The sequence below is a fragment of the Frigoribacterium sp. CG_9.8 genome, assembly GCF_015751965.1.
Taxonomy (GTDB): Bacteria; Actinomycetota; Actinomycetes; order Actinomycetales; family Microbacteriaceae; genus Lacisediminihabitans.
The window spans coordinates 156,257-179,474 of record NZ_JADOVH010000003.1; the positions used below are offsets into that span (position 1 = coordinate 156,257).

The following is a 23,218-nucleotide window of genomic DNA, read 5'->3' on the forward strand; positions in this document are numbered from 1 at the left end:
CGCGACCCGAAAACAAAAGGGGCAGCGCACATGTGCCAGAGCAACCGAGGCAGTGCACTGGACCGGAGCACTGTCACCGACAGAGCCGATTGGAAAATCCTGTGCATGCCCACGTGCGGGCCGTACCCGGGTGGATACTGAAAGATATGGGCAGAATCACAGTCAGGCGCAAAGTGACGCGGATCACGGTCGGAACAGTGGCGGTGCAGCGTGAAGATACGCTCGCGGTTGAGGAACCACTGGAGATCCGCGTCGGGGGCACGCCCCTCGCGATCACGATGCGCACGCCAGGTCATGATTTCGAACTCGCCGCCGGTTTCCTGGTGTCGGAGGGCGTCATCTCACGCGGGGACCAGTTCGCTGCCGCCCGCTACTGTGCGGGGGCGACCGTCGACGGCGAGAACACCTACAACGTGCTCGATGTCACGCTCGGCGAGGGCGTCGCACCACCAGATCCGAGCCTCGAACGCAACTTCTACACCACCAGTTCATGCGGCCTGTGCGGCAAGGCGAGCATCGATGCGGTACGCACGCTGTCCGCCTATGCGGTCGCCGAGGATCCCCTCCGGTTGAATGCCGAGCTGCTCGCGACATTTCCCGATCGGTTGCGCGCCAGCCAGGATATTTTCGAGAAGACTGGCGGGCTGCATGCCGCCGCACTGTTCGACGGCACGACCGGCGAGATGCTCGTACTTCGCGAAGATGTCGGACGGCACAATGCGGTGGACAAGGTGGTGGGCTGGGCACTCACTGAAAATCTGCTGCCGCTGCGCGGGATGGTGTTGATGGTTTCGGGACGTGCCAGCTTCGAACTCACCCAGAAGGCCTCGATGGCCGGTATCCCCCTCCTTGCCGCAGTGTCGGCGCCATCCTCGCTCGCGGTCGAGCTTGCCACAGAGCTGGGGATGACCGTGGTTGGCTTTCTTCGCGGACCGTCGATGGTGGTGTACAGCGGTGAGCACCGCCTGCACACCGAAACGCAGCCGATGAACCTCGCAGAGACAGTGCGAATGAAATGACGAGATGCACGAGATGACGGTGGGAATAAAATGACGAAGAAACCCGTGAACCCTGGCCACGAGTATCCCGATCTTGAGGTGTCACCGCCCGAGAGCTGGGCCGTCGGACTCCCCGCGATTTACCACTCGATGGAGCCGGCGATCGCTCAACTCGGACTGGTGCGCACCGCGAAGCTGATGACGTCGATGAACCAGAAGGACGGCTTCGACTGTATGAGCTGTGCCTGGCCGGATCCGGAACACCGGTCGGTCGCGGAGTTCTGCGAGAACGGCGCAAAGGCTGTGACCTGGGAGGCAACCCCGATCACCGTGCCGACGAGTTTCTGGGCGGAGCATTCGATTGCTGACCTGCTGTCGCGGTCGGAGTACTGGCTCGGCATGCAGGGCAGACTCACCGAGCCGGTCTATCGTCCTGCCGGCGCAGACCACTACGAACCGGTGACCTGGGAACGGGCATTCGACATCATCGCGACGAAGCTCAATGGCCTTGCCTCGCCGAACGAAGCCGCGTTTTATACGAGCGGCCGAACCGCCAACGAGACGGCCTTCGTCTACCAACTTTTCGTGCGGGCCTTCGGCACCAATAACCTGCCGGACTGCTCGAACATGTGCCATGAGTCCACCGGCACCGCCCTCGGCGAGACCATCGGAATCGGCAAGTCGACAATCGCCTACGACGATTTTGAGAAGTCTGACCTGGTGATCATCATGGGGCAGAACCCGGGCACCAATCATCCGCGCATGCTCACCGCGCTCGAAGCGGCGAAGCGCAACGGCGCGAGCATCGTTGCGGTGAATCCGCTGCCAGAGGCGGGTCTGATGCGGTACAAGAATCCGCAGAAGGTGCGGGGGATCATCGGATCTGGTACGCCGCTCGCCGACCAGTTTCTACAGATCCGCTCCGGTGGGGACATGGCTCTGCTGCAGGCCGTCTCGAAGCGAGTGCTCGACGCGGAGGCGGCGAAGCCCGGCACGGTACTCGACCATGCTTTTCTGGACGAATTCACCCTCGGTCTCGATGCCCTCACCGAGCACCTCGGCCACCTCGATGAAGCGACCGTGCTGCTGGCTACCGGCCTCACCTCGGCCGAAATTGATGAGCTTGCCGAGCGCTACATTGCCGCCGATCGGGTGATCATCACCTGGGCAATGGGCCTGACCCAGCACAAGAAGTCGGTCGACACCCTCAAAGATCTGATCAACCTGCTGCTGCTTCGCGGCAATATCGGCAAGCCCGGGGCCGGAGCATCCCCGATCCGTGGTCACAGCAATGTGCAGGGTGACCGCACCATGGGCGTGTGGGAGCAGATGGATGATGAGTTCCTCGACGCCATCGAGAAGGAATTCTCGTTCGCACCACCCCGGGCCCATGGAACAGATGCCCTCAAGGCGATCGAGGGGATGCAACGCGGCGAGGTGAAGGTCTGGTTCGCGCTCGGAGGTAACCTGGTCGCCGCCGTCTCCGACACGGTTGCGGCCGAGAAGGCAATGCACGGCACGGAGATGACGGTGCAGATATCGACCAAGCTCAATCGCTCGCATGCCGTTATCGGCACCGAGGCGCTGATCTTGCCGACAATGGGTCGCACGGAGGTCGACCTCCAGGCCAGCGGACCGCAGTTCGTTTCCGTGGAGGATTCCGTCTGCGCCGTGCACGGATCCCATGGCCGAATCCCGCCGGTTGCCGCTGGCCTCCTGTCTGAGATCTCGATCATTACGCGCCTCGCACGGGCCGTCCTCGGAAATTCTGTGCCAGTGGACTGGGCCGGATTCGAGGGCAACTACGACCTCATCCGCGATCACATCAGTCGTGTTGTTCCCGGTTTCGAGAAGTTCAACGTCCAGGTGCGCCAGAAGGGCGGCTTCATCCTGCCGAACGGTCCGCGTGACAGCCGCACCTTCGCTACCGCAACCGGCAAGGCAATGCTCACCGTGAATGAGCTCGAGGCGCTCGAGCGGCCCGCCGGTCGGTTGATCCTGCAGACTATGCGCTCACACGACCAGTTCAACACCACCATCTACAGCCTCAACGATCGCTACCGTGGCATCAAGAACGGTCGGGATGTGATCTTCGTGAATCCCGATGATCTGACCGAGCTCAACCTGAAAGACGGCCAACGCGTCGACATCTTCAGCGAATGGAAAGATGAGCCGGACCGCGTGCTGCGCGGCTACCGTATTGTTTCCTATCCGACGGCTCGGGGATGCGCGGCCGCCTATTACCCGGAGGCCAACGTTCTTGTTCCGCTGTCGAGCGCCGCTGTGGGGAGCAACACCCCGGTGTCCAAGGCTGTCATCGTGCGGCTCGAGCCCGTGGCATCCGCCGACACCCGGTAACCTTGCAGATGTGAAATCGTTTGACGATCTGTTTGCTGAGCTCAGCGCCAAGGCGGTCTCGCGCCCGGAGGGTTCTGGCACCGTTGCAGAGCTCGACGCTGGCGTGCATGCCATCGGCAAGAAGATTGTCGAAGAGGCTGCCGAGGTGTGGATGGCAGCCGAGTTCCAGTCGCTCGATGAGACGGCTGAAGAGATTTCCCAGCTGATCTACCACCTGCAGGTGCTCATGATCTCGAAGGGCCTGAGCACGGCGGATGTCTACCGACATCTCTGAGTGCGGCCCCCCTCAACCACCCCCACCTGAAGAGACCTGAATGTTGCGAATCGCAGTGCCCAACAAGGGATCCCTCAGCGAAACCGCTGCCGAGATGCTGTCCGAGGCCGGCTACGCCGGTCGTCGTGATCCGCGCGCGCTCAACCTGTCCGATCCGCGCAACGATGTGGAGTTTTTCTTCCTGCGCCCGCGGGACATCGCCACCTACGTGGGATCCGGCGCCCTCGATGTCGGGATCACCGGGCGGGACCTGCTGCTCGACTCCGGCTCGAATGCGGTCGAGATTGCGAGCCTCGACTTCGGGGCATCCACCTTTCGGTTCGCCGGTGTAGCCGGACGCTTCTCGAACCTCACGGAACTTGAGGGTGTGCGCGTTGCGACCAGCTATCCCGGTCTTGTCGGGGATTTTCTTGCCCGCAACGGGGTGAACGCCAGCCTCGTGAAGCTCGATGGGGCGGTCGAATCCGCGGTCAAACTCGGTGTCGCGGATGCCGTCGCTGACGTGGTGTCCACCGGTTCTACGCTGCGCGCCCAGGGTCTCGAGATCTTCGGTCCCGTAATCCTCGAATCCTCCGCCGTGCTGATCAGCGCGAAGCCCGGGATTCCCGGGATCACGACGCTTCAGCGCCGCCTGCAGGGAGTTCTCGTAGCCAGGCAGTACGTGCTGATGGATTACGACCTGCCGATCGCGCTGATCGAAGCTGCCTCCGCGATCACGCCGGGGCTCGAGTCGCCGACAGTCTCACCGCTGCGAGACCGCGAGTGGGTGGCAGTGCGTGTGATGGTGCGCTCGCACGACACCAACCAGGTCATGGACCAGCTGTACGAACTTGGCGCACGCGCCATTCTCGTCAGCCCGATCCATGCGGCTCGGATTTAACCGTGCCGGTCGCCGTGCGCGTAATTGCCTGCCTGGATGTCGCTGCCGGGCGGGTGGTCAAGGGCGTAAATTTTCTTGACCTGCGAGACGCGGGGAATCCGGTCGAGCTCGCGCGGCGATATTATGAGCAGGGTGCCGACGAGATCACCTTCCTCGACGTCACCGCAACGGTCGACGACCGGGCCACGATGTACGACGTGGTGCAGGCCACCGCCGAGCAGGTGTTCATTCCCCTCACCGTCGGCGGCGGGGTGCGCACCACGGAGGATGTCGCGAGGCTCCAGGGCCACGGGGCAGATAAGATCGGCGTCAACAGTGCTGCGATCGCGCGGCCGGCTCTGCTCGGCGAGATCGCCGACCGCTTTGGCGCTCAGGCGCTTGTTCTATCGCTTGACGTGAAGCGGTCGCACCGTGCAGCGAGCGGCTGGATTGTGACCACCCACGGCGGTCGCACCGAGACCGACATCGACGCGCTCGCCTGGGCCATTGAGGCAATCGAACGGGGCGCCGGTGAACTGCTCGTGAACTCCATCGACGCGGATGGCACGAAAAATGGTTTCGACCTGCCGCTGATCACCGCTATGCGGGAAATCAGCAGGGTACCGGTTATCGCGAGCGGGGGAGCCGGGTCGATCGACCATTTCGCTCCGGCGATTGCGGCGGGTGCGGATGCCGTGCTCGCGGCATCCGTATTCCACAGCGGTCAGATGACCGTCGGCGATGTGAAGCACGGCCTGAAAGTGGCCGGAGTCTCGGTGAGGACCTGATATTCATGGATGGTGTGATGGACCCGTCGATCGATGGAGTACTCGCGCGGGCCGCCTTCGATGCCGACGGATTGCTGCCCGCGATCATCCAGCAGTGGGACAGCCGCGAAGTGCTGATGCTCGGCTACATGAACGCCGAGGCGCTGCGTCGCACGCTGACCGAGGGGCGCGTGACATTCTGGTCGCGTTCGCGCCAGGAGTTCTGGCGAAAGGGCGACACCTCCGGGCATCGGCAGTATGTGAGAGGTGCCGCACTCGACTGCGATTCCGACACGCTACTCGTCCAGGTGGATCAGATCGGTGCGGCCTGTCACACCGGCGCGCACGCCTGCTTCGATGTCGACCCGCTCACCCCGACAATCCTCGATTCAACGAACGGTGATGCAGATGAGTGAGACTACAAGCCGGGAGCAGTTCGAGGCGCTACTCGACGGCCATCGTGTCGTACCGGTCATCCGGGAGCTCTTCGCCGACGGCGAGACGCCGGTAGGCATCTACCGCAAACTCGCTAAGGGAGAGCCCGGCAGCTTCCTGCTCGAATCGGCAGAGCAGGGAGGCATCTGGTCGCGCTACTCCTTCATCGGGGTCTCCAGCTTCGGCGTGCTCACCCAGAGAACCGACGAGGCGGGTGCGGAGGTTGCGGTCTGGCTCGATTACGGACTCTCGGCTGAGCGCGCGCTCGGTCCGGAATGCCCGGACGGTCCGCTCGCGGCCCTTGGCCACCTCTATGAGCGCTGGGGAACGCCGCATGTTCCCGGGCATCCGCCCCTCACCGGAGGACTGGTCGGCTTCATCGGCTGGGAGGCGATCCGCCAGATTGAGCACCTGCCCAACCGGCCACCGGCCGACTTCGACTTTCCCGGACAGGCCCTGAGCTTTGTCTCAGAGCTAGTGGTGGTCGACCACCGAACCGGAACCGTGCTCCTCATCGCGACCGTGCTGAACGACGGCGTTGTGAATGATCAAGTGGACATAGCGGAAGAGCTGTGGTCGGTCGCGATGTCGCGGCTGGACTCGATGCAAGCCGCCCTCGCCCAGCCGGCTGAGGCCTGGCTTGCCGAGGTTGACCTGTCCATTGCGGCAACTCCGATCCCGCGAATTGCGGCGCCGGTTTTCCATGAGGCCATCGACCGGTCGAAGGAGTTCATTCGCGACGGTGATGTCTTCCAGGTCGTGATTTCGCAGCGTTTCGACCACGAGATCACGGCGGACCCGATTGATGTCTATCGGGTGCTTCGCACGCTTAATCCCAGTCCGTACATGTACCTGCTGTCATTGGTCACAGCGGAGGGCGAACCATATTCGATCGTCGGTTCCTCGCCGGAAGCTCTCGTGAAGGTCGAGAACGCCCGGGTGTACATGCATCCGATCGCCGGATCCCGCCCTCGCGGTGTCGGCCCGGAGGAAGACATCGCTCTCGCCGACGAGCTCCTCGGTGATCCCAAGGAGCGGGCCGAGCATCTCATGCTGGTCGATCTGGCCCGCAATGATCTGCTGAAGGTGTGCATCCCCGGCACCGTCGAGGTGAGTGAGTTCATGCAGGTCGAACGGTTCAGCCATATCATGCACCTCGTGTCGTCTGTCGAGGGCGACATTCGGCCAACCGCCAATTCGATCGATGTGTTTCGTGCCACCTTCCCCGCTGGCACCCTCTCCGGCGCGCCGAAGCCGCGGGCTCTCGAGATCATCGATGAGCTGGAGGTTGCTCAGCGCGGTCTCTACGGGGGAGTCGTGGGCTATTTCGGATTCGCTGGCGATCTCGATCTTGCCATCGCCATCCGCACGACCACGATTTCGGGAGGGATGGCTCGGGTGCAGGCCGGGGCCGGCCTCGTCGCCGATTCCGACCCGCAGAGCGAGTACCTCGAGTCCCAGAACAAGGCTGCCGCACCTCTTCGAGCGGTCGCTGTAGCCAACGCAATGCGGCGGGTGCAGTAACCCGTGTCACCCCGTCGGCTGAAGGGTGTCACGCTTCTTGCTGCTATCGTGCTGAGCGGTCTCATGTTGTTGACCTGGACCGGTGAGTGGTTCTCGCTCACTCTCCGCGAGTCGGCAACCGGCAATCGCACGCTCGGTGTTACCGGTGAGGTCGCAGCGCCAGCGCTCGTCGCTCTCGCTCTCGCCAGCCTCGCCCTCGTCGCCGCACTTGCCCTGTCCGGCCCGTTTTTCCGGGTGGTGCTCGGTGTCCTCGAGGTGGTGCTCGGTTTCACCGTCAGTGTTTCGGCGGTCATCGCGGTGTCAAATCCGGTTCGCGCCTCGGAGTCGGCGATCTCGGCGGTGACCGGAGTCGGCGGATCGGTATCGGTCGCCGCTCTGGTGACCTCCGTTTCGCAGACGGCGTTTCCCATCCTCGCCATTGTGGTCGGCATTCTCACCATGGTGCTCGGTGTTTTCGTGCTTGCGACCTTTCGGCGGTGGCCCGGTTCGACCGGTCGTTATCGCCAGCCGGTCGTTCTCGAGGATCCCGACGCCCCGGCAGCACACAGGGATGATCCCGACGCTGCCACTGTCGATCCCGGCTCCGAGGATGCCGCTGCGGATGCCATCTCAGACTGGGACACACTGAGCGGTGGCAGCGACCCGACCTCGCGGCGGGCCGATCCCCCCTCGCGATAGACTGATCAACGAAAACCCCACGAAGGAGACCTGTGAGCGACGAATACCCGGAGCCCGGAGAAGGCAATTCCCCAGCCGCCTGGACTGCCGTGATCATCATGCTGATCGCGTTCAGCATCGGTACTGTCGCATTCTTCTTCAATTTGCAGCTTCTGGTGTGGGCTTCGGTCGGACTGCTCGTCGTCGGTATCGTCGTCGGTTTTTTGCTCAAGTACATGGGGTACGGCGTCTATGGCGCTAAGTACACCCCGAAAGGCCACTGACTCAGGTGCTCGCTGATCTTGTTTCCGGGGCAATCCAGGATGCCTCGCTGCGTCGAGCCATCCGCTCTCTTGCCGAGGTCGAAGCCGCGGCCCTCGCGCGACCCGCCGCTGTGGATGCCCTTGCGGCACTGGCTCCGGCAGCGCGCGTGCGAATCATCGCCGAGGTGAAGCGGGCAAGCCCGTCTCGCGGTGTCCTTGCCGAAATCCGTGACCCTGCTGCCCTGGCGGTGTCGTACCAGACCGGTGGTGCGAGCGCCATCAGCGTGCTCACCGAGGGTCGGAAGTTCGGCGGTACGCTCGCTGACCTCGAGGCCGTGTGTGAGGCCGTGTCGGTGCCCGTGCTGCGCAAGGACTTCATCGCTGAGCCCTACCAGGTGTTCGAAGCTCGGGCGGCGGGTGCGGACCTGGTCCTGCTCATCGTCGCGGCCCTCGACCAGGCAACACTCGCGACCCTTTTCGATCTCACCAGCCAGCTCGGCATGGCCGTACTGGTAGAGACGCACAGTGCAGATGAGGTGTCGCGCGCGCTCGACCTGGGTGCGGGGCTGGTCGGGGTCAACGCTCGTGACCTCACCACTTTCGAGCTCGACCAGGATCTGTTCGGGAGCCTTGCCGGGCAGATTCCGTCCGGTGTGATCAGGGTTGCCGAATCGGCGGTGATGTCACCGGCAGATGTGCAGCATTACCGGGAAGCCGGAGCGGATGTCGTCCTGGTCGGCGAGGCCTTAGTCACAGGAAATCCAGTGGAGACGCTGGCACAATTCCTAGGTAACTAGTCACTTATCAGCAAGGGTAGAAAATCCATGGCACTGCGCGACGAACTTGGTCCGTACTTCGGCGAATACGGTGGGCGCTTTGTGCCGGAATCCCTCATTGCGGCACTGGACGAGTTGGACGCTGCCTACACGGCCGCGAAGACCGACCCGGTGTTTCAGGAGGAGCTTGCCGAACTGCACCGAACCTATACCGGCCGCCCCTCACTCATTACCGAGGTGCCGCGCTTTGCCGCACATGCCGGCGGTGCGCGAATCTTGCTCAAGCGGGAAGATCTCAACCACACCGGTTCGCACAAGATCAACAACGTTCTCGGCCAGGCGTTACTCGCGCGACGGCTCGGTAAGACCCGACTGATCGCGGAGACCGGAGCGGGCCAGCACGGAGTAGCGACGGCGACGGCAGCGGCACTGTTCGGCATGGAGTGTGTGGTCTACATGGGAGAGGTCGACACCGAACGCCAGGCCCTCAACGTGGCCAGGATGCGCCTGCTCGGTGCCGAGGTCGTGCCGGTGACTGCCGGTTCCCGCACGCTCAAGGACGCCATCAATGAGGCGCTGAGGGACTGGGTCGCGAATGTGGACAACACCCACTATCTGCTCGGCACCGTCGCGGGCCCCCATCCATTTCCGGTCATGGTGCGCGACTTCCACCGGATCATCGGCGAAGAAGCACGCGCCCAGGTGCTCGAGCTGACGGGAAAGCTTCCCGACGCCGTCACAGCCTGCGTTGGGGGAGGCTCGAATGCGATGGGTATTTTCCACGCCTTCCTCGACGACCCCGAAGTTGCGCTGTATGGCTATGAAGCGGCGGGCGACGGACACCTCACCGAGCGTCATGCCGCGACGATCACGCGCGGTCGCCCCGGAGTACTGCACGGCACCCGCACCTATCTTCTGCAGAATGAAGATGGGCAGACCGCCGAATCCCACTCGATTTCTGCCGGTCTCGACTACCCCGGCGTCGGACCGGAGCACTCCTGGCTCAACGACATCGGGCGGGCGACCTACCTTCCGATCACTGACGATGAGGCGATGGCGGCGATGCGGCTGCTGTCGATGACCGAGGGCATCATCCCGGCCATCGAAACCGCGCACGCCCTCGCTGGAACCATGAAACTCGGTCTGGAGCTGGGCCCCGACGCGGTGATCCTGGTCAATCTCAGCGGCCGTGGCGACAAAGACATGGAAACCGCGGGCAAATACTTCGACATACTCGACACGGCGGCGCTGACCGCTGAAGCCGAAGAGGAGTTCGCCATGCGGGCAAGCGAGACCGGGAACCACGCATGAGCACCTCACCCGTCAGTGCTGTCGAATCGGTCATCGCCGCGCGAAAAGCGGCCGGTAGCGGCGCCCTCGTCGGGTACCTGCCCGTGGGCTTTCCCGACCTGCGCACCAGTATTGAGGCCGCGGTCGCCCTTGCCGAAAACGGGGTGGATGTCATCGAGCTCGGACTCCCGTACTCCGACCCGGTGATGGATGGTCCCGTCATCCAGGCGGCAACACTCACGGCCCTCAATGCGGGGTTCAGACTGCAACACGGGTTCGAGGCGATTGCCGAGATCACGGCCCGCACGGATGTCCCGGTCCTTCTGATGACGTACTGGAACCCGGTCGTGCAGTACGGGGTCGACCGCTTTGCCGACGATCTGGTCGCTGCGGGGGGTGCCGGGCTGATCACCCCCGATCTGATTCCCGACGAGGCCCGCGAATGGCTCGATGCGTCGAGCCGTACCGATCTCGACCGGGTATTCCTGGCCGCGCCGTCTTCGAATCATGCCAGGCTCGAGCAGGCCATCGAGCTGAGTCGTGGCTTCGTTTATGCCGTGTCGACCATGGGCATCACCGGCACGAGAAAAGATGTGGATAGTGCGGCGAAGACGCTCGTTGCACGCCTGCGTGAGGCCGGTGCGACATCGGCATGCGTCGGGCTGGGTATTTCGTCACCGGAGCAGGTCCGTGAAGTCCTCCAGTATGCCGACGGTGCCATTGTGGGTTCCGTGCTGGTCGAGGCGCTTGCCACAGGGGGCGTGGCCGCCGTCGCCGCGACCGCCGCGCGTCTTGCGGCCGGTACGATTCACTGAGTAGTGCCGGGCATCCGGTACCGGAGACTTCCGCACTGTTATGTACGCAGCACACAAGCGTCAGCACGAAAGGCATCCTGAAAAGTGGTTCTTCCCTCGAGTATCCCCAGCCCGAGCGATGCGTGGCAGGCGATCCGCCTCGGTGAATGGCTCAACAGCATCGGGGTAACTTTCGTGTCGCCGAATCTCAGTATCCGCACCTATGCGATCTGCATCCTGGTCGGAATCGTCGCCGCGACGATCCTCACCAATGAGCGTCTCAAGGCGCGGGGTGCGGAGTCGGGTGTTGTGCTCGATATCGCGCTGTGGGCTGTGCCGCTCGGAATCGTCGGCGCGCGCATCTTTCATGTGGTCACCCATCCGGACGACTATTTTGGCTCTGCTGAGAAAATGCTGCATATCCTCTACATCTGGGAGGGTGGCATTGCTATCTTCGGCGCCCTCATCGGCGGGGCGATCGGCGTCTACATCGGCTGCCGGATGACCGGAGTGCGGTTCTGGACCTTCGCTGATGCTCTCGCACCCGGCCTCCTGCTCGCTCAGGCGTTCGGTCGGTTCGGAAATTATTTCAATCATGAGCTGTTCGGTATTCCGACGAACGCGTGGTGGGGCCTGGAGATTGAGAAGTCGAACCCGGCTTTCCCGGCGGGACTCCCCGCCGGAACACTGTTCCAGCCCACCTTCGCCTTCGAAGTGATCTGGAATATCGCCGGTGTCGTAGCCATAATTTACCTGTCAAAGAAGTTCACCCTCCAATGGGGCAAGACACTGTCGGTCTATCTGGTGTGGTACGGCCTGGGGCGCAGCTACTTCGAGTCAATCCGCATCGACCCGAGCCTTATCTTCCTCGGTGTGCGCACCAACATCTGGGCCGCATGGGTTGCGATTCTCATCGGCGTGATCATCTTCATCGTCCAGTCGCGCCGACACCCCGGTTTGGAGCCGAGTGCGTATGTGCCTGGCCGACAGTGGTCTCCTACGCCTGCAGTAGTCTTAGACGACACCTACTCGGAGTACGACGAGACCGACAATGATGCCGATCCCGACACCAACTCGCAGTCCGGAGCGGCGTCGACATCTGCTGCTCACGGCGGAGTCGCATCACGTGGGAAGTCCGTCACAAGCGGGACTCGCCTGAAGTCGTAACATCCTGAAGCCTCCCCACAACGGTGCCAGCTGGTATCGAAGGTACGGCACTGAATACCAGTGACCACCGCAGATTGGGCTTCATCCCCTCGGGCCATCGCCGTCCCACTTGTCGACGTATCTCAGGACGGTTCCACCATGGCGCTCACGCCAACATTTTCCCGCTTCAGCAGCACACCCGTCGCGACCGGCCTGTATGACCCGCGACGCGAGAAGGATGCCTGTGGACTCGCCATGGTTGCGACTCTTCGTGGCACCGCAGGGCACGACATCATCGATCTGGCGCTGAACGCGCTTCGCAACCTCGAACACCGCGGCGCCATCGGGTCGGACGCCGGCACTGGCGATGGTGCGGGCATCGTCACGCAGATTCCCGATGCTTTTTTCCGAGCGGTCACGGGCATCACACTGCCGCCCCTCGGCCAGTACGTCGCCGGTATGGCCTTCCTGCCGCTGGACGAGAGTGAACGCGCCTCCGTCAAAGAGGCATTTGCCGCCCTCGCTGAGCAAGAGCACCTCACCGTTCTCGGCTGGCGAGAGGTGCCTGTCCGTCCCGTCGTGCTCGGCAACCTTGCCCGTGAGGCAATGCCATTTTTCGAGCAGGTCTTTCTTGGCACCACCAGCACACCCGGCGAAGACGGCGCGCCGGTGCACGGCATCGCGCTTGATCGTCGGTCGTACCGGCTGCGCAAGCGCGCTGAGCGTGAGCTGTCGGCGTATTTCCCCTCGCTGAGCTGCCGCACCATTGTGTACAAGGGCATGGTGACTACCCTCCAGCTCGAGCCCTTCTACCCCGATCTCTCCGACGAGCGCTTCATGTCGAAGCTTGCCCTGGTGCACTCCCGGTACTCCACGAACACCTTCCCGTCCTGGCCGCTCGCCCAGCCATTTCGCATGATCGCCCACAATGGGGAAATCAACACCGTGCAGGGCAACCGCAATTGGATGCGTGCGCGCCAGTCCCAGTTGGAGTCCCCGCTCCTCGGGGATCTCGCCCCGCTGTTCCCGATCGTGACACCCGGGGGAAGCGACTCTGCATCCCTCGACGAGGTCGTCGAGCTACTGCACCTCGGCGGTCGATCCCTGCCGCACGCCATGATGATGCTCGTGCCGGAGGCCTACGAGAACCAGCTCGACATCGACCCGACCCGCCGCGACTTCTACGAGTACCACTCCATGCTGATGGAGCCGTGGGATGGCCCCGCTGCGCTGGTGTTCACCGACGGATCCCTCGTGGGTGCCACCCTCGACCGCAACGGCTTGCGCCCCGGCCGCTATCTCGTCACCGATGATGGCCTTGTCGTGCTCGCGAGCGAAATCGGCGTGCTCGATATCGCCCCCGAGCGGATCGTTCGCAAGGGCCGCCTACGCCCTGGCAAAATGTTCCTGGTTGACACGGAGGCCGGCCGCCTCATCGAGGACGACGAGATCAAGGGCGAACTCGCGGCATCCGAGCCCTGGGGCGACTGGCTCGATGGAAGTCGGATCAACCTCAAGGACTTGCCGGAACGCGAGCACATCGTGCACACACCGGCCTCGGTAACTCGTCGTCAGCGCACCTTCGGGTACACCGAAGAAGAGGTGCGCATGCTGCTGAAGCCCATGGCGCAGAACGGCGCAGAGCCCCTGGGTGCGATGGGATCCGATACGCCGATTGCGGTACTGTCGAAGCGTCCCCGCCTGCTGTTCGACTACTTCACCCAGCAGTTTGCCCAGGTGACGAACCCTCCGCTCGACAGCATCCGCGAAGAGGTCGTTACCTCGTTGAAGCTGGGTCTGGGCCCGGAGCGCAATCTGCTTGACGCGACTCCCGAACATGCCAGGCAGGTCATCCTCGACTTCCCGGTGATCGATAATGACGAGCTGGCGAAGATTCAGCACATCGCTCCACCGTCGACTCGCCGTGCTTTTAATCCCACTCGCACGATCAGGGGTCTCTACCGCGTCGACCAAGGTCCCAACGCCATGGAGCAGCGGATCTCGGCTATGTGCGAGGAAGTGGATCGCGCGCTCGACGAGGGTGCACTGTTCATCGTGCTTTCGGACCGAGATTCAAATCGGGATCTCGCGCCGGTACCCTCGCTGCTGATGCTCGCGGCGGTGCATCATCACCTGATCCGTGCGCAGAACCGCATGAAGGTGGGGATCATCGTCGAGGCCGGGGACGTGCGCGAGGTTCATCACGTCGCTCTGCTGCTCGGATACGGCGCTTCGGCGGTCAACCCCTACCTGGCGATGGAGTCGGTGGAGGAACTGGTTCGCAGCGGCATGATTTCGAGCATCGATGCCGAGAAGGCCGTCAAGAACCTGATCAAGTCGCTCGGCAAGGGCGTGCTGAAGATCATGTCGAAGATGGGTATCTCTGTGGTCGGTTCGTATGCCGGCGCCCAGGCTTTCGAGGCAGTCGGACTCGACCAGAAATTCGTCGACACCTACTTCACCGGCACTTCGAGCTTGCTCGGGGGTGTCGGCATCGAGGTAATCGCCGCGGAGAGCGCGTCGAGGCACACCGCGGCCTACCCGGAAGACGGAGCAACAAACGCTCACGAGCGCCTTGCGGTCGGCGGCGAATACCAGTGGCGTCGCGAAGGTGCGCCGCACCTCTTCAACCCGGACACCGTGTTCAAGCTGCAGCACGCGACCAGGTCACGGCGCTATGACATCTTCCGCGACTACACGAAGCTCGTCGACGAGCAGGCGACCAACCTGATGACCCTGCGCGGTCTGTTCTCGCTGCGTGAGGGTGTGCGGCCGGCGGTGCCAATCGATGAGGTCGAATCGGTGGCGTCCATCGTCACTCGCTTTTCGACGGGCGCAATGAGCTATGGATCGATCAGCAGCGAAGCACACGAGACCCTCGCGATCGCCATGAACCAACTCGGTGCGAGAAGCAACACGGGTGAGGGTGGAGAAGACACCGACCGTCTTCTCGACCCCGAGCGCCGCAGTGCCATCAAGCAGGTGGCGTCCGGCCGCTTCGGCGTCACCAGCATGTATCTGACCCACGCCACAGATATTCAGATCAAAATGGCGCAGGGCGCAAAGCCGGGCGAGGGCGGCCAACTACCGGCCAATAAGGTCTACCCGTGGATCGCAAAAGTGCGTCACGCCACCACCGGAGTCGGCCTGATCAGCCCCCCGCCGCATCACGATATCTATTCAATTGAAGACCTCAAGCAGCTCATCTTCGATCTCAAGCGAGCGAACCCGGATGCCAGGGTCCACGTCAAGCTGGTCAGCCAGTCCGGTATTGGCGCAGTCGCCACCGGCGTGACAAAGGCTCTTGCCGATGTGGTGCTGGTCTCCGGCCACGATGGCGGCACCGGGGCGAGCCCGCTCAACTCGCTCAAGCACGCTGGTACTCCGTGGGAGCTCGGCCTGGCTGAAACCCAGCAGACGTTGATGCTCAACGGCATGCGTGGACGTGTCGTCGTGCAGGTCGATGGTCAGATGAAGACCGGTCGAGACGTCATCGTCGCCGCGCTTCTCGGCGCCGAGGAGTACGGCTTCGCAACTGCCCCTCTTGTCGTCTCCGGCTGTATCCTCATGCGCGTCTGTCACCTCGACACCTGCCCGGTGGGCGTCGCAAGCCAAAACCCCGAGTTGCGGAAGCGATTCACCGGAAAGCCGGAATTCGTCGTCAATTTCTTCGAGTTCCTGGCGCAGGAAGTGCGAGAGTACCTGGCACAGCTCGGCTTCCGGTCGATCGAAGAGGCCGTTGGCCGATCAGACCTACTCGACGTCAACCGTGCCATCGAGCATTGGAAGGCGGATGGTCTCGACCTCTCGCCGATCCTCGAGGGGCCAGTATTCGGTCCCGATGAACCGAGGTTCAATGTCTCGAAACAGGATCACGAACTCGATACTCACTTCGATGTCGAGCTGATTCGGCAGAGTGCTGGGGCGCTCAAGACGGGCGAGCCTGTCTCGATCACGCTTCCGGTGCGTAACACCGAGCGTGCTGTCGGAACGATGCTCGGGCACGAGGTGACGCTTCGATACGGGGAGAATGGCCTCCCCACCGGCACGATCGACATCACCCTGCGAGGCACGGCCGGGCAGTCGTTCGGTGCATTCATGCCGAATGGCATCACCCTCCGCCTCGAGGGGGACAGCAATGACTACGTCGGCAAGGGGCTGTGTGGCGGACACATCATCGTGCGTCCCGATCGAAACAGTGTGTTCCCGGCCGAACGCAACGTGATCGCAGGAAATGTGATCGGGTATGGCGCGACGGCAGGCAGTATGTTTCTTCGCGGTACCGTCGGTGAACGATTCCTCGTGCGCAACTCTGGCGCCACTGCGGTCGTCGAGGGTGTCGGTGATCACGCCCTCGAATACATGACCGGCGGCCTCGCCGTAATTCTCGGTGGAACGGGACGCAACCTCGGAGCCGGAATGTCCGGGGGTACGGCCTACATCTACGACCTCGCTCCGGAACGGGTGAATCGTGAGGCTCTCGCGACCGGCGAACTCACGCTGCTCCCGCTCGGCTCGGGTGACATCGAGATCGTCACTGACCTGCTCGAGCAGCATGTGGCGCAGACCGAATCTGCTGTTGCGGTGCGGATGCTTGCCAACCTCGATGAAACGATGGCCCGGTTCGTGAAGGTGCTGCCTCGGGACTACGCCGCCGTTCTTGCCACGCGCGAGGCAGCAGTCGAAGAAGGGCTAGATCCAGACGGCGACGTTGTCTGGTCTCGCATTATGGAGGTAATCGGTGGCTGATCCCAAGGGGTTTCTGAAGACGCGTGATCGAGAGCTGCCTGCTCGGCGGCCGGTCGCGCTTCGACTCATGGATTGGAAAGAGGTCTATGAGCAGCGTGACAACGCATCGGTACGCACGCAGGCTGGCCGCTGTATGGACTGCGGGATCCCGTTTTGTCATCACGGGTGCCCCCTCGGCAATCTGATCCCGGAGTGGAACGACCTCACAATGCGGGACGAAGGCCGACAGGCCATCGAGCGGCTGCATGCGACCAACAACTTTCCGGAGTTCACCGGTCGGCTCTGTCCCGCGCCCTGTGAGTCGTCCTGCGTGCTCGCCATCAACCAGCCCGCCGTGACTATCAAAAACGTCGAAGTTGCCATTATCGATCAGGCCTACGCCAACGATTGGGTGGAGCCGCATCCGCCCGAGCGGCTCACGGGAAAGACGGTTGCGATCGTGGGATCCGGGCCCGCCGGACTCGCCGCAGCCCAGCAGCTCACCCGAGCCGGTCATACCGTCGCCGTTTTCGAGCGGGATGACCGCATCGGTGGGCTCCTGCGCTACGGCATCCCGGACTTCAAGATGGAGAAGCGGCACATCGAACTCCGGCTGAAGCAGATGACGGCCGAGGGCACCCGATTCCGTGCGGGAGTGAACATCGGTGTCGACATTCCCTGGGACGAGTTGCGCGCCCGGTACGACGCGGTCGTCGTTGCAACCGGTGCACTGCACCCGCGTGACCTGCCAATCCCCGGGCGCGATCTCTCCGGGGTGCACTTCGCCATGGACTACCTTGTGCAGCAGAATCGTGTGGGAGCCGGAGACTCAATGGTCGACCAGCTCACCGCTGACGGAAAGCATGTCGTGGTGCTCGGAGGCGGCGATACCGGAGCCGACTGCATCGGGACCGCGCATCGCCAGCAGGCACTATCCGTCACCAACCTCGCCATTGGACTCCAGCCGCCGGACGAGCGCCCCGAGCACCAGCCCTGGCCGATGTCGCCGACCCTCTTCGAAGTGACAAGTGCACATGAAGAGGGGGGCGAGCGGGTGTATCTCGCCTCCACTGTGGAGTTCTTGTCCAACGAAGCAGGAGAAGTACGAGCTATCCGTGTCGCGGAAACCGAGTACATCGATGGCCGTCGCGTTCCCAAGACGGGTACCGAGCGGGAGATCCCCGCGGATCTCGTGCTCCTGGCGCTCGGCTTCACCGGAACGGATGGAGACGCGTTGGAAAGCCAGTTGCGTCTACCCCTCGATCGAGGAAACGTTGAACGGGATGCCGATTACCAAACAGGCGAACCCGGCGTGTTCGTTGCCGGCGACGCCGGTCGTGGACAGTCACTCATCGTCTGGGCCATTGCCGAGGGGCGCGCTGCCGCCGCCGCTGTAGACCGGTTCCTCGAGGGGGAGACTTCGCTGCCATCACCGGTTAAGCCGACCGACCGTGCCATCGCAATCTAAAACTGCGAGTAACCTTCCTCTGGATTCTTTACAAATTTTTCCACAATAGAAAGAAGCAGATGAGACGCGCAAAAATCGTCGCAACCCTCGGACCGGCAACAGCCAGTTATGAGAACATCCGAGCAATCGTTGATGCCGGGGTAGACGTCGCCCGCATGAATCTCAGCCACGGAAGCTATGACGTGCATGAAGAGGTGTACGCCAATGTGCGCAGAGCCAGCGCTGACTCCGGGCGTGCTGTGGCCGTGCTCGTCGATCTGCAGGGCCCGAAGATTCGCCTGGGCAAGTTCGAAAATGGGCCCTACGACCTCGCTGTCGGCGATATCTTCAAGATCACCATCGAAGACGTGCTTGGCACCAAAGAGCTCTCGGGAACCACCTTCAAGGGCCTCCCCAACGATGTGAAGCCGGGCGACCCCCTTCTCATCGACGATGGCAAGGTCAAGCTGAAGGTGATTTCGACCGATGGCACCGTGGTGACCACGGAAGTCGTCGTCGGTGGAGCGGTGTCGAACAATAAGGGAATCAACCTCCCGGGTGTCGCTGTGAACGTGCCAGCGCTATCGGACAAGGACGAAGCCGACCTGCGCTGGGGCCTCAATCTCGGAGCAGATCTGATCGCACTGTCATTCGTGCGCAATGCCGAGGACATCATCCGTGTGCACGAGATCATGGCCGAGGAGGGGATCAAAGTTCCTGTGATCGCCAAGATCGAGAAGCCACAGGCTGTCGACAACCTCGAGGCCATCATCGATGCATTCGACGGCATCATGGTCGCGCGCGGTGACCTCGGCGTCGAACTCCCCCTGGAAGCCGTTCCGATCGTGCAAAAGCGCGCTGTCGAGCTGTCCCGGCGCATGGCGAAGCCGGTCATCGTCGCCACCCAGATGCTCGAATCCATGATCTCCAGCCCCATCCCCACTCGCGCCGAGACTTCGGATGTTGCTAATGCCGTGCTTGACGGAGCGGATGCCGTGATGCTGAGTGGTGAGACCAGCGTCGGGGAGTACCCCGTGATCACCGTGCAGACAATGGCGCGGATTATCACGTCGACCGAAGAGCACGGTTTGGAGCGTATCGCCGAACTCGGCACCAAGCCGCGGACCCAGGGCGGAGCAATCACTCTTGCCGCGGCCGAGGTCGCCGAGTTCGTGGAGGCAAAATTCCTCTGCGTCTTCACGGAGTCGGGAGACTCCGTGCGTCGGATGTCACGTTTGCGGCATCGCATTCCGATCATCGCCTTCACTCCGGAGGAGAGCATCCGTAACCGCCTCGCGTGGGTGTGGGGTACAGAGACCTACTGTGTCGAGCGAAAGACGCACACCGATGAGTTGTTCGGTCAGGTCGATGACATTCTTCTCGGCCACAATCGTGCTGTCGTCGGCGAGAAGGTCGTCGTCATCGCCGGTTCCCCTCCCGGAATCTCCGGTGGTACGAACGACATGCGGGTGCACCGGGTCGGCGACGCGCACAATGCGGTTGCGCCGGCCTATGCCGCGGAATGACCTCGCCACTCTGTCGCAAATCGACCGGTCGGTCCGAGTTTCGGCTGTAAAGTCGCCACTGGGCGTTCGATCGCTTGCTAGGGTAAAAATACCACTTTGGAAGGAATGAATCATGACTGATTCACAGCAGATTACGGATTCAGAAGACAGCTTTTCGGGGCCAGACGCTCGCAACATCAGCGATTGGACCGACCTCGGGCGGGAAATGTGGTCGTATCTCACCGGTCGAGGGGCTGCCGTCAACTACAGCTTCATCGACATGATCGTCGAGGTGCCCCGGGACATCGGACCCGACGCCCCGCGCGCCACCTGGCGGATCGACGGCACTCTTCGCGTCACGACAAGTGACGACCAGGACGCCGGCGCAGACCAACACCGCAACTAGCGATGGTTGCGATGCCGAGGCTTGACATCGACCTCACTTTCTCGCTCGATGAGCCGGGGTCGACAGCGGGCACAGCGCTCGAAGGCACGATCACGGCGGCGGGGACCGATGTCAAGATATTTGCCAGCAACCCCGCGTTACTGGCTCAGGGTCAAAATGTGAAGCTCGCCGACATCCGCAGCATTGCTCAGGAGATCGCTAGTTTTGGACTGTCCATCACACTGGCTGGTCCCGATGGTGTCATCGCCCGAATCGGCAACGTCAATGCCCCGATCCTCCAGCGCGTCGTCACCGGCTCGCCCAACATCAGGCTGGGAAGCCCAGCAGCACTAGCTCCGTTACTTCGTCGGCGTGGCGCCTCGGCGGCAATCATTGCACTGCCACCGATGACCCTGTTTCCGATCGTTCCCACCGTGAGCCGGCGTATTCGGCGCACCGCGACGACAACGCACAACGCTCCGGGTTCCGGTCGTCCGCGTCTCATCTTCGTCGTGGGATCTAAAAACTGGGACGGGAGGATGCCACGGGAGTTCAACCTCCTGCCCGACGGCACGACTATCGGGTCGGGTGCCGAGGCGGACCTGCAACTTGAGGACTTGAATCCCATCCATGCTGAGATTCGTCACACCGCAGACGACGAATACGTGCTCTACCCGATCGGGGAGCTGACGGGCAGCTCGCGCCTTGCCGGGGCGGGTGGACGCAGGGACGGTGGACAGGTGCTTCGCACGGGAACCCGGATCGAGTTTGGCAAGTGGAAGATGGCCTATTTTCGCGAAGAGTTTGCCGATCATGGTCGTCCCCACGGTGGCCGTGTCGGCGGGGAATTCGCCCGTCAGAAACCCCAGGACGACACCCGGCCCGGGCATACCGAACGTAGCTAGCGGGGCGAAACGTGACGGTAGATGCCCGGGCAAGCATGTTCCAATCGGATTCGATTGCGGAGAATTATCGCCGCTACCTCTCGCCGACAGTATTCGACCCCTGGGCGCGACTGCTGGTGGAAACGGTTATCCCTGCGCCGGGTGACACTGTCTTGGATGTTGCCTCCGGCACGGGTGCCGTTGCTCGGGCGGCAGCACTCGCGGCAGGGCCGACCGGACGGGTGATCGCGAGCGATCTCAGCGCCGGGATGCTCGCCGAGGTCTCCTCCAATGCCGGTCTGAAAAGTGCACCGATAGAGACCCTGGAAGCTGCGGCAACCGCCATCCCGCTCGAAGACGAATCAGTTGATGTTGTCTACTGCCAGCATGGGCTCCCCTTCGTTCGCGACCAGCGAACTGCTCTTACTGAGATGAAGCGGGTGCTTCGACCCGGCGGCAGCTTGGGGATCATTACTTGGGTTGCGGGTATGCGACTCGAACCATTCGACAGCTATGGGGATGTCTTGCGCGAGGAAGGTCCAACAGAGCCATTCCCGCGTGCCTGGGATTTTGATTCGGTCAAGATGACCCGCGCACAGCTCCTGAAGCACCTTGCCGGGTTCGAGGATGTGACGGTGAATACCGTTTCGATCCGACTCGACTGGCCGAGCGTCGACGATGCGGTCGCTGGCATACTCGGGACGCCGTACGGACCGGTGTTCTCCTCGCTCCTGCCGGAGCGGCACGATCATGCACTGTCAGTACTGCGGGACTGGATGACCGCCTCGCCGCATCCGCTCGTCACCGCGTTCGTGGCGACCGCCCGAGCCTGACCGCCAAGGCAGCCCCGAGCCGTCGTGGTGCTGTGCTGTGCCGTACCGTGCCGGTGGTGGGACTCGAACCCACACGCCCTTGCGAGCAAAGCATTTTGAGTGCTCCGCGTCTGCCATTCCGCCACACCGGCGCACGATACCGATCTCCAGAATACCGTAGGGTTATTGTCGTGCCAGACCAGGAAAACACCGCCCAAACCCCCCGTCGTGTGGTGGTGGCCGAGGATGAGTCACTCATCCGCCTCGACATCGTAGAAACTCTTCGAGACAACGGGTTTGAGGTGGTCGGTGAGGCTGGAGACGGCGAGACTGCGGTCGCGCTTGCGACGGAGCTGCGTCCCGATCTGGTGATCATGGACGTGAAGATGCCGCTCCTCGATGGAATCTCCGCCGCGGAACGCCTCACCAAAAATCACATTGCGCCTGTCGTCCTGCTCACCGCGTTCAGCCAGAAGGAACTCGTCGAGCGGGCGACCGAAGCGGGAGCCCTTGCCTACGTGGTTAAGCCGTTCACGCCCAATGACCTACTGCCGGCAATCGAGATTGCCCTTGCGCGCTACGCCCAGATCATCACGCTCGAGGCAGAGGTGACCGACCTCGTCGAACGTTTCGAGACCCGCAAGCTCGTCGATCGAGCCAAGGGATTGCTCAACGAGAAAATGGGGCTCACCGAGCCGGAGGCATTCCGATGGATTCAGAAGGCTTCCATGGACCGTCGTCTCACCATGCACGATGTTGCCCAAGCGATCATCGAACAGCTCTCCGCTAAAAAATAGGCGGTCTGCACCTGCGAAGCCGCACGTGCGAGGCAGCACGTTCAAGCTCGTCCGCGCTACTCGTTGTACGGGCCGTCAGGCGTCACGCAGAAAGTTGGTCATCCTCACGGTTGACAAGCGACGGCCCTGCTCATCGCGCATCACGATTTCGTGAGTCGCAAGCGTTCGGCCGAGGCTGAGTGCCGTGCAGGTGCCGGTGACAAACCCTGAGGTGATCGAGCGACTGTGGGTTGCGTTGATTTCGATGCCGACGGCGATGCGACCGGGGCCGGCATGGATTGCGGCTGATACGGACCCGAGGGTTTCTCCCAGCACTACGTGCGCGCCGCCGTGAAGCAGCCCGACAACCTGGGTATTGCCCTCGACCGGCATCGTCGCAACCGAGCGTTCGGCCGAGAGTTCCAGAAATTCGAAACCCATTTTCTGAGCAAGGGGACCGCCACCGGAGTTCACGAGCCGCTCCATCAATTCCGGGTCGAGATCGTCGGGAATGATGGTCATCGTCTTCTTCCTGGCGGG

At 62.7% G+C, this 23,218-nt stretch carries 21 protein-coding genes and 1 tRNA gene; 20 read left to right on the plus strand and 2 right to left on the minus strand.

The window, feature by feature from the left end; translation table 11 throughout:
- The first annotated feature begins 146 nt into the window (after nt 1–146).
- The 19 genes from fdhD to IWX88_RS08550 all read left to right on the plus strand — a co-directional run bounded on the left by fdhD (nt 147) and on the right by IWX88_RS08550 (nt 21,923).
- Nucleotides 147–1,019: a formate dehydrogenase accessory sulfurtransferase FdhD gene (gene fdhD, locus IWX88_RS08460; RefSeq protein ID WP_196829245.1), complete on the plus strand. Its 873-nt coding sequence runs from the start codon at nt 147–149 to the stop codon at nt 1,017–1,019.
- A 30-nt stretch (nt 1,020–1,049) separates the two neighbouring features.
- Nucleotides 1,050–3,356 (plus strand): FdhF/YdeP family oxidoreductase, encoded by a 2,307-nt coding sequence (locus tag IWX88_RS08465; RefSeq protein WP_196829247.1) that lies wholly within the window; start codon nt 1,050–1,052, stop codon nt 3,354–3,356.
- A gap of 10 nt (nt 3,357–3,366) precedes the next feature.
- On the plus strand, nt 3,367–3,630 hold the full coding sequence (locus tag IWX88_RS08470) for a phosphoribosyl-ATP diphosphatase (protein WP_196829250.1): 264 nt from the start codon (nt 3,367–3,369) through the stop codon (nt 3,628–3,630).
- A 40-nt stretch (nt 3,631–3,670) separates the two neighbouring features.
- Nucleotides 3,671–4,510, plus strand: a complete 840-nt coding sequence (gene hisG / locus IWX88_RS08475) for an ATP phosphoribosyltransferase (RefSeq protein ID WP_196829252.1) — start codon at nt 3,671–3,673, stop codon at nt 4,508–4,510.
- A gap of 2 nt (nt 4,511–4,512) precedes the next feature.
- On the plus strand, nt 4,513–5,277 hold the full coding sequence (gene hisF / locus IWX88_RS08480) for an imidazole glycerol phosphate synthase subunit HisF (protein ID WP_196829254.1): 765 nt from the start codon (nt 4,513–4,515) through the stop codon (nt 5,275–5,277).
- Between the two features lie 17 nt (nt 5,278–5,294).
- A complete protein-coding gene (hisI, locus tag IWX88_RS08485) occupies nt 5,295–5,672 on the plus strand; it encodes a phosphoribosyl-AMP cyclohydrolase (RefSeq protein WP_196829256.1) in 378 nt (125 codons plus the stop codon).
- Complete coding sequence (locus IWX88_RS08490) at nt 5,665–7,215, plus strand: anthranilate synthase component I (protein ID WP_196829258.1); 1,551 nt, start codon at nt 5,665–5,667, stop codon at nt 7,213–7,215. The genes hisI and IWX88_RS08490 overlap by 8 nt, the downstream gene beginning before the upstream one ends.
- Nucleotides 7,216–7,218: 3 nt before the next feature.
- Entirely contained in the window at nt 7,219–7,893 is a 675-nt protein-coding gene (locus tag IWX88_RS08495) for a Trp biosynthesis-associated membrane protein (RefSeq protein WP_196829260.1), read from the plus strand.
- Between the two features lie 32 nt (nt 7,894–7,925).
- On the plus strand, nt 7,926–8,156 hold the full coding sequence (locus IWX88_RS08500; protein ID WP_196829262.1) for a DUF6704 family protein: 231 nt from the start codon (nt 7,926–7,928) through the stop codon (nt 8,154–8,156).
- A 5-nt stretch (nt 8,157–8,161) separates the two neighbouring features.
- Nucleotides 8,162–8,932: an indole-3-glycerol phosphate synthase TrpC gene (gene trpC / locus IWX88_RS08505; protein WP_196829264.1), complete on the plus strand. Its 771-nt coding sequence runs from the start codon at nt 8,162–8,164 to the stop codon at nt 8,930–8,932.
- Between the two features lie 27 nt (nt 8,933–8,959).
- On the plus strand, nt 8,960–10,222 hold the full coding sequence (trpB, locus tag IWX88_RS08510; RefSeq protein WP_196829266.1) for a tryptophan synthase subunit beta: 1,263 nt from the start codon (nt 8,960–8,962) through the stop codon (nt 10,220–10,222).
- The gene (gene trpA / locus IWX88_RS08515; RefSeq protein ID WP_196829268.1) at nt 10,219–11,016 is read left to right on the plus strand and encodes a tryptophan synthase subunit alpha; all 798 of its coding nucleotides are present in this window, start codon (nt 10,219–10,221) and stop codon (nt 11,014–11,016) included. Before trpB ends, trpA begins: the two co-directional genes overlap by 4 nt.
- 84 nt (nt 11,017–11,100) lie before the next feature.
- Nucleotides 11,101–12,162: a prolipoprotein diacylglyceryl transferase gene (gene lgt / locus IWX88_RS08520; protein ID WP_370568265.1), complete on the plus strand. Its 1,062-nt coding sequence runs from the start codon at nt 11,101–11,103 to the stop codon at nt 12,160–12,162.
- Between the two features lie 138 nt (nt 12,163–12,300).
- Nucleotides 12,301–16,890: a glutamate synthase large subunit gene (gltB, locus tag IWX88_RS08525; RefSeq protein WP_196829605.1), complete on the plus strand. Its 4,590-nt coding sequence runs from the start codon at nt 12,301–12,303 to the stop codon at nt 16,888–16,890.
- Complete coding sequence (locus tag IWX88_RS08530; RefSeq protein ID WP_196829270.1) at nt 16,883–18,337, plus strand: glutamate synthase subunit beta; 1,455 nt, start codon at nt 16,883–16,885, stop codon at nt 18,335–18,337. The genes gltB and IWX88_RS08530 overlap by 8 nt, the downstream gene beginning before the upstream one ends.
- Nucleotides 18,338–18,396: 59 nt before the next feature.
- Nucleotides 18,397–19,842 carry a pyruvate kinase gene (gene pyk, locus IWX88_RS08535; RefSeq protein WP_196829273.1) on the plus strand — a complete coding sequence of 482 codons (1,446 nt, stop codon included), beginning with the start codon at nt 18,397–18,399 and terminating at the stop codon, nt 19,840–19,842.
- A gap of 112 nt (nt 19,843–19,954) precedes the next feature.
- Nucleotides 19,955–20,227 (plus strand): hypothetical protein, encoded by a 273-nt coding sequence (locus tag IWX88_RS08540; protein ID WP_196829275.1) that lies wholly within the window; start codon nt 19,955–19,957, stop codon nt 20,225–20,227.
- A gap of 11 nt (nt 20,228–20,238) precedes the next feature.
- The gene (locus IWX88_RS08545; protein ID WP_196829277.1) at nt 20,239–21,111 is read left to right on the plus strand and encodes an FHA domain-containing protein; all 873 of its coding nucleotides are present in this window, start codon (nt 20,239–20,241) and stop codon (nt 21,109–21,111) included.
- An 11-nt stretch (nt 21,112–21,122) separates the two neighbouring features.
- Nucleotides 21,123–21,923 carry a methyltransferase domain-containing protein gene (locus IWX88_RS08550; RefSeq protein ID WP_196829279.1) on the plus strand — a complete coding sequence of 267 codons (801 nt, stop codon included), beginning with the start codon at nt 21,123–21,125 and terminating at the stop codon, nt 21,921–21,923.
- 48 nt (nt 21,924–21,971) lie between these two features.
- Here the strand turns inward: IWX88_RS08550 and IWX88_RS08555 are convergent.
- Nucleotides 21,972–22,054, minus strand: a tRNA-Leu gene (locus tag IWX88_RS08555).
- A gap of 39 nt (nt 22,055–22,093) precedes the next feature.
- Between IWX88_RS08555 and IWX88_RS08560 the strand changes: the two genes are divergently transcribed.
- A complete protein-coding gene (locus IWX88_RS08560) occupies nt 22,094–22,699 on the plus strand; it encodes a response regulator (protein WP_196829281.1) in 606 nt (201 codons plus the stop codon).
- Nucleotides 22,700–22,774: 75 nt separating this feature from the next.
- Here the strand turns inward: IWX88_RS08560 and IWX88_RS08565 are convergent, their stop codons facing one another.
- Nucleotides 22,775–23,200: a hotdog fold thioesterase gene (locus IWX88_RS08565; protein WP_196829283.1), complete on the minus strand. Its 426-nt coding sequence runs from the start codon at nt 23,198–23,200 to the stop codon at nt 22,775–22,777.
- Nucleotides 23,201–23,218: the final 18 nt, after the last annotated feature.